This is a genomic window from Pseudomonas phoenicis (assembly GCF_047302395.1).
GTDB lineage: Bacteria > Pseudomonadota > Gammaproteobacteria > Pseudomonadales > Pseudomonadaceae > Aquipseudomonas.
The window spans coordinates 3,396,069-3,407,429 of the sequence record NZ_CP154852.1; the positions used below are offsets into that span (position 1 = coordinate 3,396,069).

Genomic DNA, 11,361 nt, shown 5'->3' on the forward strand with positions numbered 1-11,361 from the left:
GGCGCGCTCGGGTTCAAAGTGTGGGGCAGGTGAGCGTTTGCAGGTGATAGCCCTCGCGCTGCTCCATCTGCTCGGGGTCTATGGGCTGCACGCAGTCCTGATCGTCCCAGCGCACGTAAAGGGTTTGCGGCTGCGGACCGGTGGCAATCAGCGCCTGGCCACCCTGGCCGACGATGGCCAGGGTCTCGCCCTGTGCATCCCTGACCTGTGTGCCGAACGGCAATGGCTGGCCTGCGCGGTCCTGCAAGGTGAGGATCAAACGGGTGACTTGGCGCGCGGCGAAGGTGGCCTTTACGATGGCGCCGCGGCGCGGGACCACGGCCTGGGTGCCATTGGCTAGCTCGATTTCCGGACCCAGTTGCTCAGTGCGCAAGTTGATCTGGTTGACCCGATACGGTCGCAGGTGCGGCGCTACTGCATAGCCTTTGGCGTTGGTACGGGTGCCCGGAGCATTCTCCAGGCCGATGCCTGCGACCGCCGGGACTTCGACCAGGGCGCTGGTCTCACCCAGGTAAGGCGTCAGCGTAATGCCACCGCTATGCGCCAGCAGGGCCCCGCTGGCGTTGACCGAGAGGCTGCGCCGTTCGCCGCTTTCGCTGATGCCTGCGCCGTAGTTGCCGTGTGGGGTCTGATAGCTGGCAGAAAGTTCGAGGCTGGTTCGCTGTTGCTCATCGTGGCTGATGCCGGCGCGATAGCCCAGCCGGTTGTCCAGGCCGCTGCCGCTGAGGCTGGCCCGCTGGTTGAGGCGCCCGCCCTGATGCTGCAGGTCGAAGGTGGCGCTGGCCTGGTTGCCCACGCCAAGGGGTATGGTCACACTCAAGCCGATCATTCGGTCATGTTGGGTGTCGCGGCTGAGTGATTGGGAGGCGAACAGGCTGTAGCCGACAGAGTGATGCTGGGTGTTGAACAGGAACTGGTATTGCCGACGCTGGCGGTCGCTGTCCCAGTAGTCGTCCTGGGTCAGGGTCAGGCTCAGCGAGCTGCGCTGTCCCAGTTGCTGGTGCAGCGAGGCTTCCAAGCGGCTGCGGCGATTGCCCGGATAGTATTGGTCAGCGCTGCGCTGGGCGACCGCTTCGTCGAAATCGCGGTAGCCTTCGGTGGAATAACGGTAGCCGGCGAAGCGCAGGTTGGTGCGGGTCTGGAATGCCTTGCCATAACGGGCGGCATAGCTCTGGCCGCTGACGCGCCCGAGCGCTTGGCCCAGGTCGCTGCTGGCCTGGGTGGCGTCGAACGACAGCGCGCCGTATTCGCCGAAATCGCGGCCCACGCCCAGCAGTCCGGCGCGGTAGTAGTCCCCGCCGAGCGTTCCGCCGTAGAGCGTGGTGTTGCTCCCGATGCCGCGCGCAAGGGTGGCCTGCCAGAGTTTGGGCTGGTCGGTACCGCCAGCCGGGTTGTAACGCCCGAGTGCTGCGGTGTAGCGCCATACGCCTTGGCGCAACAGGTTACCCAGGCTCGCGTAAGGCTGGATGAATCGTCGCACCTGGCCATCGGCTTCCGTCAGCACCACCTCCAGCTCGCCGCTGCCACCGCCGAGCCCCAGGTCGTCGATTTCGTAGGGGCCTGCGGCGACGTAGGTGCTGTAGATGGGGTAGCCGTTCTGCAGTACCTCGAGCTTGGCCCGGCTCTGGGCCACGCCACGGATCACCGGGGCATAGCTTTGCAGTACGTCGGGCAGCATGCCCAGGTCGGAGCCCAACTGGACGCCTTTGAATGGGAGGCTGCGAAACACTTCGCCGTTGCTGAAGGTTTCGCCAAGGGTGAGGGTGCCCCAGGTGCCAGGCAGGTCGGTCTGGGCATAGGTATTGCTGCGGGTCCATTGCCGTTGGCCATTTTGGTCTTGGCGCAGGCTCTGGCTGCTGCGCAGGCGCCAGCCGCCCAGGTTGAGGCCAGTGTTCAGATACAGGTCCTGCTGGTTACGGCTCTGCCCACCTGGGCCACTGCTGTGTTGGGCGGAGGCCTGATAGCTGATGAAGCCGGCATCGAGACCGCTGTCCCAGCGTTCGGGGGCGACGCTGCCCGCCACTTCACGGCGCAGCGCCGCCTGTGGGATGGAGATGTCCAGTTGCAGGCGAGCGCTGTCGAACGTCACTTCGGCGCCGGGCAGTCGGGCGGCCAGATCCAGGCATTCGGTGTCGGGCTCGATCGGGGTTTCCAGGCGCTCCAGGCGCAGCCCAAGTTCGGCCAGCAGGGCCGGGCTCAGGCAGGGGGCGAGCGACTGGCCTGTGCCTTGCTCGTGGAAATTCAGGGTGTATTCGCCGCTGTGCGCCATATTGACCCGTACCTGCACCGGGTAGCGCCCAGCTGTCAGCGATCGCTGTGCGGCCAGTGCCTGCAAAGCCTGCTCGGCGACGCCCGGCGCTTGCCCAGGGGACTGGCGCATGAAGGCGGAGTGGAACTTCAATGCAGGCTCTTCGGCCTGGGCCAAGGGGCTGACGGGGAGCAGGCAGCTGCCGCCCAGAGCCAGCAGTGGGGCAAAACGAAGGCGTGACGGCGGGTACCGGCGCCAGTTGGCGTTAGGCATGAAGGTCTCGGATAAGTTGGGTGGCCAGACGGATATCACGAGTGTGAGGGCTGGCCACTGAGTTGCTGACGTATGTTCAACCTGCTGGCGGGGTAGGCATGCTGCGCAAGGTTAGTCAGAACCCAGGGAGGGATATGTAGGAGTAATCCGAGGGGGGTGGCGATTAAGTCAATGTGGGAACTGCACCTCGTTGAGGTGCGGCTCCCACTGTTGGGATCAGAGAGCGCTTGAAGATTTGAGTATGGAGGATTCAGCGGTAGAATCTTCTGTTACCACCATCCCACCACTGATCGACGGCTTCCATTTTGCGATGTTCACAGCCTGAGGGGCGGCTGAGACGGTGTTTACAACAGGAGCAGTTGGCGTACCGCTCATACGGGGATCCGAAGAAGTGTCAATTATTCTTGTTGAGTCGATGGCCCCTGGTTTTCCGGGAGGTCCTGGTACCCCCTGCGGCCCTGGGGCCCCGGGTAGGCCTTGGGGGCCTGGGGGGCCTGGGGGGCCTTTGAGTCCTTGCGGACCCCGGGGCACTCTTCGTGCAAGCATCTTATCAATTTGATCAACCCTGCTTGTAAGCTCGGCAATCTTATCGGAATTGCCTGCTCCTGAAGCCGCTCGCGAAGCCGCCGCTTGAAACGCCGCCTTCGCCGAAAACATCTGCGAAGCGGCAAAGCCGGTCATGATCGTGCCCATGAAGCTCAGGGCCCCACCGATTGCCCAGAGCGTGTTGGACTTTTCCGGATCTTTCTCAAATACCGACACGACTTGGATCGCAGTGCCACCCACCTGCAACAATGAGCCGGTTATTCCGACAACCATCCACACCTTGGTAGCAGTGGACAGCGCAGCGAATGAACCTGCGGCCCCTACGGCGCCTACAGCACCCACGCCGAAGGTCGCGATGGAAAGAACGGCCGCAGCGATCGAAATCCCCAGGGTGATCCACAGGCCCGTCTGGCTGGCTTTCTTGCGCCGAGTCCCCCCGGTGGCGGGCGGCGTGCTGGGCGATCTGTTGTGCCCGCTCGGGTCATGCCAGTTCACCGGATCGCCCAGGCAATAAGTGTAAGGGTTGATGCCGGCGATCTCCTGAGGCATCGCATCAGGGCTGTGGAAACGCATCATTTGGGGGTCGTAGGCGCGGTAGCCGCGACCCAGCAGGTACCAGCCCAACGCGCGTTCACGGGCTTCGCCGTTGAACGCCAGCAAGCCTTGCAGCTCAGGCGTCTGGCCGGACTGGTCGCGGCCGCCATAGGCGCTGTAGCTGGCGACGGTCAGCGCATCCTTGCTGCTTTCGGCCAGCACGCTGTTGCTCATGTTGGTCAGCAGCAGACGCGTGGCACCCGCATCGGCGTGCTGCTGCAGACCCAATGGGCGATCGCCGTCGTACAGATACTGAGTCAGCACACCACCCTCGACGGTGCTGTGCAAACGCTCGTTCTGGTAACGGCGCAGTACCTCCGGCGCTGTGCTGCCCTGACGAACCCCTACCAGATGGTCGTGGCCGTCGTAGCGGTAGCTGAACAGCGCCTGCCCGTCGGCGTCCAGCACCTGTTGCAGCCGACCGTGACCGTCATAGACCAGTCGGTTGCCCGCCTCGTCGTTGAGCATGTTGCCGTCGTCGTCATAACTGAAGTCGACGCTCTTCAGGGCGTGGTCCTCATGAGTGTGCGTTACATTGGTCACGCGAAAGCCGTTGCAGGTGTAAGTGGCGACGTCACGCGACCCATCAGCGAACCAAGTCCTGCACTCGATCAGGTTGTCCAGGTCATCGAAGAGAAATGCCTGCTCTTCGATGGTGAGGCCTTTCGCGTTGCGCGGCAGTGCATCGGGCTCGCCTTCGCACACGTAGCTCTCCAGGCGATTGAGTGCGTCGTAGCCGAAGGTTTCGACGAGTCGTACCCGGCCGTCGCACGTCAGCGTGCGGCTGTGCAACAGGTCGTCATCGCGCCATATCTGCTCGGTGGTAAGCTCTGCGCCCTGTTTCTCGACGTTGAACTGAGTCAGCGTGCGGGTGATTTCACGTCCAAGGCTGTCGTAACGCTGCTCGCACACGACACGGTGTTGGCTGTGCTGGTCACAGGTTTCAGTGCGGCACAGTCTGCCCTGCAGGTCGTATTTGAATTCGGCGCGCAAGTTGCCCTGGGTAGTCCAGCTGAGTCGGCCCAAGTTGTCGTAGCCGTGGCAAGTATGTTGCTCGTCACTGTCCTTGCGGGACAGGGGGCGGCCTTGCAGGGAGGCGACATGATCGCAGACGTAGGTATCACCACCCGACACATCCTCCCAGCGTTCCTGTGTCAGGTAACCCTGGTCGCTGTATGCATAGCTGCGGGTACCTTCGCTGCCTTGTGCGCTGGTGAGGGCAGCGGTCTTGTCGTGGTAGCCGTAAGTGTTGGTGGCCTGGCCCTTGACCTCAATGGTTTTAGGCTGGGTCGAAAGACTGGTGTCGTAGGTATAAGAGAACTCACGTTTGCCAGCGGTAGCCCGCTTGCTCGGCAGCATCTGTTCGCCCTGATAGGTGTAGGCTTCCTCTAGAGGGCTGACCAGCCGGATCATACGTTCCAGGCCGTCATATTCGCGCGCGCTCACGTGCGTGCCAGACTGGTTCGCCGTTTTGTGCAGATACATGTTTTCGACGAGTTCATTGTGGCTATGGGCGGCGAACGTGCGACGCAGCACGGACCTGTCGGGACGCTCGGTCTGCACCATCCGGCCATGGGCGTCGTATGCATGCCTAGTGGTGCGCAGCGTTTCCCTCCCTGATACGGGATCGTTCAAGCGCTGCTCCTCGCGTCGGCACTGACCCAAGCCATCCTGGAAGTAGTCACGCCTGCCGACCCGCTTGCCTTCAGCATTGAAACGCTCGACCCGAACGGTTCTGTCGTTCAGATCGGTGTGGGTCACCATATGTTGCTGACGCACTACCGACTGATCGGGGAAGGTCAGCCAGCTGGCGTTGACGTCACCGAACTCGCCGAAAGGTGAATAGGCGTTATGCAGGCAGGTGCCGTCCGCGTTGAAGGTCTGACGGGTTTCATCCCACGGACCTGGCTGGTAACGGGTAGTGATTGCCAGTTGACCGTCAGCGAACGACTCATGGTAATCGAAGCTGGTTTCCTCGATCATGCGCCCCAGTGCGTCATGACTGGCCGAATAGACTTTCTGCTCCTCAGGGGCGGCCTGCGTCGTGCGCCACTGCTCGATGAGTCGGTAGGCGCCGTCATAGCGCGAGCACGTCACCACGCCCTGGGCATTCTGACTGGTCATGGTCGCTTGCTGCGCGTCAGCGCCGACCAACTGGTAAGCATACGTAGTGACCGCAGCATTGGGCGTGCCGTCGGCAAACGTCTGTTTCACCACCCGTTGCAGCGCGTCATATTCGAAGGCGGTGAAGTTGCCGTGCAGATCCTCCTGGCGCAGCACATCACCGGTCAGGCTCGAATGCAGGCTGACGAGATTTTTTTGCTTGCCTTTACAAGTGACAGTCTCCTTGACTTCCAGTGGTGCCCCGGTTTTCTTGCGAGTGGCATTGGGATACTTCCAGTCCGTGAGGATGTTTTCGCCATTCAGCAGACCCTTTGCGTTGCTGTAGAGCGTTTGATATTCGGTGTTCTGACGGCCGTGCAGTGCGGGGTTGTCCGGGAGGTTGAAGTAACTGCGTTCGGTCAGCTTGAGCCGTACAGCGTCGGGCCCGATACCTTGCTCGAGCGACTCGCTTTCCAGCAGCAGATATTGACTGGCGATACTGGCAACTCGCGTGCCATCGTTCATCGCCGGCAACAGACGGTAGGTGAATCGCGTAGACAATACTGCAGCGCCCGCTTCGATGTTGGCTGGGGCAGGGATGGTTTGGGGGATGTCACTAACAGGCATGGCCGACGCCGGTCGTGCAGGTTCGATAGTGCGCCGCTTGAGGCTGCGCACCCATCCCTGAGGGTCGGCGGGGCAGCCATCTTCGCCGTCAGCCTTGTAGTACTCGCTGATGGTACGGACACCGTTGGGCTGGATCTCCAACACCTGATTGCCATGCTCGTCGAACTCGGTCTGGGTCACCTCTTGGCGCAGCTTGTTGCTGTCACCCTTCAACCGGAAGCGCTCGATCGTGAACTTGGGCATTTGGAACGTGCGGGGCTGAAGCGCAAAGCCCAGTGTCGGATCCTCATGGTAGTGGGTCTCGATTTCTTGAATGTGCCAGTCTTCACGCGGATCGGCAGCCTCCTCGAGCGTCACCTGCGCGACGGTGCCGAACTGCTCGGTGCGTTGCAGTGTCAGCAGGTGATAACGGTTATAGCGCGAGTAGACCTTGCGTACATCCTTGCCATCGAGCTGCTGTATCTGCGTTGAGTCATAGAAGTAAGTGGCACTGCCCGGCACCTTGTAGAGCGTATCGTCCCCCTCTGTCCAGACCATGCCGCTGTTGCCGCCCATGAAATTCTCGGTCGAATACTCATAGCGGGTGACCGATTTCGGTTGCTCGAAACCTGGGTCGATTTCATGGCTTGCCACGCGCGGGAGTCGGGCCACGGGAGCGCCAGTGGGCAGCAGGTGGCCGGCATCATCATAAGCAAGGGTTTCGCGGCTGCCGGTCGGTGTACGGACAGTGCGCAAGCAAGTCAGGCCTTGTGTCGAGGCATTGGCAAGGTATTCGAAGTGCCAATTGGCCTGGCCGTCAGGAAGCACCACGTCAGTCACCAGGCGATCAGCCAGCTTGACTGAATAACTGCCCAGTGCGGCTCCGTCTGGTCCATCGTCGGGGTGCAGGTGTAGCGTGTATTGATTCAGATTGTTGTATTCAATCCACAGCAGGCGCCGGCCCATCCCATCGTGAATGGCGCTCAGACACTCATGGGCAAAATTGGCAGGGCGGGTATAGCTCAGCTCGATCCAGTGGCCGGATGCCGCATAGACCCGGTACGGCCGGGCTATGCGCTTGCCGTCGCTGACTTGCGCACGCAGGTGCTCGACCAGGCCAGTGCGATGAATCACGCGATAATTGTCGGCATCGTCCTTGTGCAATTCGAAGCTGACCAGTTTTTGCTCGTCGATTCGGGCAGGCCGGGGCTCATCGCTCGTGACCTGGTAGCTTTCTCCGGTGATCAGCGACAGCGAGCCGCTAGCTGGATCGTACTGCGTAAGATTGAGGCTCCAGCCTTTGCCATAACCATTGTCGACTGGATTGAGCGGGCTGAAGTCCAGTCGCAACGGGAGGGCAGGCCCGATCAGATCGTTGCCGGCCAGTTTCGGCAACTCGATACCCAAGGTGTACTGGCCTGTGCGAGGGTCTACCTGGCCTTGCATGAAGCCCAGGAAGTTGAATGCATTGGAGTGGGTGTTTGAAGAGGTAAGCATGGCGAAGTATTCCTCGATCGGCGATCAGATAGGGGCATCGACAGGCGCGCGCAACTTGGCGCACAGGTAGCGGGTGTCGTTGTTCTCATCACCCTTGTGCGCTCTACCCACCATGACCTCGTCTGTCGGGCAACTGTGCTCGCTATCGGATTCTCTGATCGCCGGACTCCAGGTGCCTGGCCATACGCTCACCCGCTTGTTGTCCTCGGGCGTGCCCTGATACAACGCGCCACACCGATATTTGGTGTCACCGTTCTCGTCGCCCTCGTGACTGCGCCCCAGCATCACTTGATTGGCTGGACAGGTGAAATACAAATAACCCGCGTTGTCATTGTCGTACTTCTTCTCGGCGCAGGTTTTGAACCGGCCGCTGTTCTCGTCGTAGTCGGCATCCAGATTAATACCGCACTCAGGAAAAGCGGCCGACCAGGTGGCGCCCGAAGGCGTCACCCCCGCGATCGAAGCACACCCGTAGGCCGTATCGCCCTGCTCATCGCCCGAATGCTTGCGCGCTGTGACGACACCGTTGCCGGGGCAAGTCCAGTCCTCGCTTTCGCTTTCTTTGACGGCGTCGCTCCAGGCCGCTGTGGGAACCGATAGAAACTCACCGCGTTTGGTGTTCTTGTTGGTAGAGCTGGTGATGCGTACGCACGACAGCGTATAGGTCATCCGTTCGCTGGTGCCGTTCAGCTTGAAGTCTTCGACTTGCACGCCTTGACTGACGGCACCCGTAGAGGGGGAGCGGTTAGTCGCAAATCCCTTGAACGTCAGCGAACTGATGCTTTCCTCTTCCAGCGTCGAACCTGCGGCGCCAGTGCGTAGTTTGACCCAGAAGTTCTTATTGCTCTCGGGGTCGCGTCGGACATCGAACGAATTGCCCAATGTGGTCTGGCATAGATAATCGTCAGTCAGTAATACCTGGGTGGCCGGAGGCATGTTGCTCATGGCGATGGATGACACCCGTATTTCATAGCAGGGAGAACCGGGATTGTTCAAATGCACATCGATACTTCGACCGGCGCCGGCGGCCGGTACGTCGATGATGCAACTGACGTTGCTGTCATTTTCGGGGGATTCGATATCCCCTTTCTTGCCCATCAGGGTGATGACTCCGGCATCCGCTTTGGGGAGGGCGGCAGCGTACAAATAGCCCCACGAACTCAGGGCCGCCAGTGCGACAGCCAACGTGCTGAGACGTCGGTGGGGCGAGGTGGAACGAGCACTCGAAAGCATGTTTGGATTCTCCAGTTGCAGTGAAATCATTCATTGCGTGAGGCAATGAATAAGTAAACGTGGCCCATGACCGTACGCACGGCGCGTCGTCATGTACTGCATGGCTGAAGCATAAGTTTTAAACCGTGTAGGCACACCTGCCATAAATGTCAGGTCGTGCACTTTACTTCATGGGAAATTAACAGCTCAGTGTAATCACCCATTCGCCCACGCGCACCTGGTAAAACTATCAGGTGCGCATGGGTGTTCTTATGTTGCCCGGGAATTTCGGGTACTTCCGGTGCTGCCTGGTATTTCTGTCAGTTGGCCATTGCACCGACACCGCGTACAACTGACTTAAATCCGTGGAGTTGCACTTATGAAGATGACATCAACTAAAGACGCTGGGTATACCCCTGTAGCGAAGGCTTCGCGTTATCCCTTGCCTGATATTCCCGCGCTGACCGGAGACAGAGAAATCGACATCGATGCACTGGGCGCCGATGACCTTGACACCTATGTAAATTATCCGGGTATGCAGGTCGGCGACGTCATCACGCCGGTTTGGCGAGGTGCCAGCGCTCAGGGCGAACCGTTCGATCAGATCGATGCGGGGAGGCCAGTGATAGACCCCGATCCCAACAAAGGTTTCAGGCTTGGAATCAACAACGCGGCGCTGGTGCCGGCCGACGGTGGTTGGGGGTTTTACTCGTATTTCGTCAATAACGACATGAACAACGAGTCGATGCGCCAGTTCTGTTTCATCGGCTTGCGCGATCACCCGGTGGTCGCGGAACAGCTGGCCACCGTGCAGGTGCAGCCATCCCATGACCTGTACATCGACTACACACAAGTCCAGGCCAATGCGGGTGCCACCTTGTATATCCCCCCCTATCAGGCCATGCAGGTCGGTGATCAGGTGACGGTGGTGCTCAATGGCGAGGAATCGAACGGCGACCCGATCAGAGAGAAAACCTACGACTGCTCACCCCAGGCTGATGACCTTGGCCACGTGCTGACCTGTGAGGTGCGCTCCAGCGATTTTCGCGATCTTGTCGACGGTGTGGCCAAGTTCCACTACAGCGTCGAGCTGGCACAGCAGGCAGGCACGCTACAAGCGCCCGAACAAAGCTTTGCGGTAGGCGCCGGGCCTACGCCCGAGCCGTTGTTACCGGCGCCGAGTATCGTGGGGTTCACGGGTGGTGATGTACTTGATCCGGATCTCTTCACCAGCGGTTTGACGTTGCAATCGGTATGTCCGGTGCAAGCCATGCCGGGCGACCAGGTGATGTGCCACTGGGTCGGCAAGCAGGTGGAGAATCGCCACGTCCTGACTTTGCGTCTGGATGCCAGCAGCCAGCCGGGCGGCCTCTTGCAGTTCACACTCGACCCCAAGGCAGTGGCCAGCAGTGTGGGCGATAGCATCGAGGTATCCATGCACATCGCCCGCGAAGGCTGGGCAACGAGCACTTTGCCGCTCGCATTCAAGGTTGAGCGCACACGTGGGTCCCTCCAAGCACCGTCCATCGAGCAGACCACGGCCGATGGCTCGGGCAATGTCGTCGGGTCGGCCATCGAGTTCAGGGGTGGCGCGTGGGTCAACGTTCCTGCCAATGCAGTGCAGAACGGCGACACCGTGAAGGTCCACTGGGACGGCGACGCGCTAGGCGGCAATACCACCGTGGAGGCGCCGGCCGATCCTGAAAAGCCTCTGCGCTTCTTGGTTCCTGCCCAGTTCATCGCCGCCAACATGGAGCAGAGCAACGACCTTGCGGCCAAACGTTTCCCCGTGTCCTACACCCTCACCTCGAGCCAGGGCGAATTCTCCTCTGACCCGGTAGCGTTGCGCATTCAGCCGGTTCCGCGAGGCAACTACCAGCAGGTGCTCTGCCATGAGGCAGATGGCCTAGGCATCCTCAATGTCGGCGCGCTGATCGAAGAGCCGCACCTGGTGCTCAACGCTTGGCCTTACTTCGCGGTTGGAAACCAAGTGACCATCAGCGTGAGTGGCACATTGGCCGCTGGCGGGGCTTATCAGAAAACCGTGCGCGCTGCAGCGCCGGTTACCGCTGACGAATTCAAAACCAACATGGTCGTCGCCAGGCTGGCGCTGCAAGACCTCAGGGGCCTTGCCAACAACTCTTCCATGACCTTGCGAGCCAGTATCAGCTTCGATGGCGGCAAGACCGCATTCGTCGTCCCGGATGCCACGCTCCGGATTCAACAGTGACCCGCGCCTTTGCGCACCAGTGCATTGAACTCTTCAAGTAGAGGACACCACT

4 protein-coding genes are annotated in these 11,361 nt (G+C 60.7%); 1 reads left to right on the forward strand and 3 read right to left on the reverse strand.

What is annotated here, in order from left to right; genetic code table 11:
• Nucleotides 1–13 precede the first annotated feature (13 nt).
• From AA0Z93_RS15295 to AA0Z93_RS15305, 3 genes are all read right to left on the reverse strand, one after another.
• The gene (locus AA0Z93_RS15295; protein WP_413048076.1) at nucleotides 14–2,521 is read right to left on the reverse strand and encodes a fimbria/pilus outer membrane usher protein; all 2,508 of its coding nucleotides are present in this window, start codon (nucleotides 2,519–2,521) and stop codon (nucleotides 14–16) included.
• Nucleotides 2,522–2,737: 216 nt separating this feature from the next.
• Nucleotides 2,738–7,867, reverse strand: a complete 5,130-nt coding sequence (locus AA0Z93_RS15300; protein ID WP_413048075.1) for an RHS repeat-associated core domain-containing protein — start codon at nucleotides 7,865–7,867, stop codon at nucleotides 2,738–2,740.
• Nucleotides 7,868–7,891: 24 nt separating this feature from the next.
• Complete coding sequence (locus AA0Z93_RS15305) at nucleotides 7,892–9,130, reverse strand: hypothetical protein (protein ID WP_413048074.1); 1,239 nt, start codon at nucleotides 9,128–9,130, stop codon at nucleotides 7,892–7,894.
• Between the two features lie 328 nt (nucleotides 9,131–9,458).
• Here AA0Z93_RS15305 and AA0Z93_RS15310 point away from each other — a divergent pair, with 328 nt between their 5' ends.
• Nucleotides 9,459–11,309 (forward strand): hypothetical protein, encoded by a 1,851-nt coding sequence (locus AA0Z93_RS15310; RefSeq protein WP_413048073.1) that lies wholly within the window; start codon nucleotides 9,459–9,461, stop codon nucleotides 11,307–11,309.
• The last annotated feature ends 52 nt before the right edge of the window (nucleotides 11,310–11,361 follow it).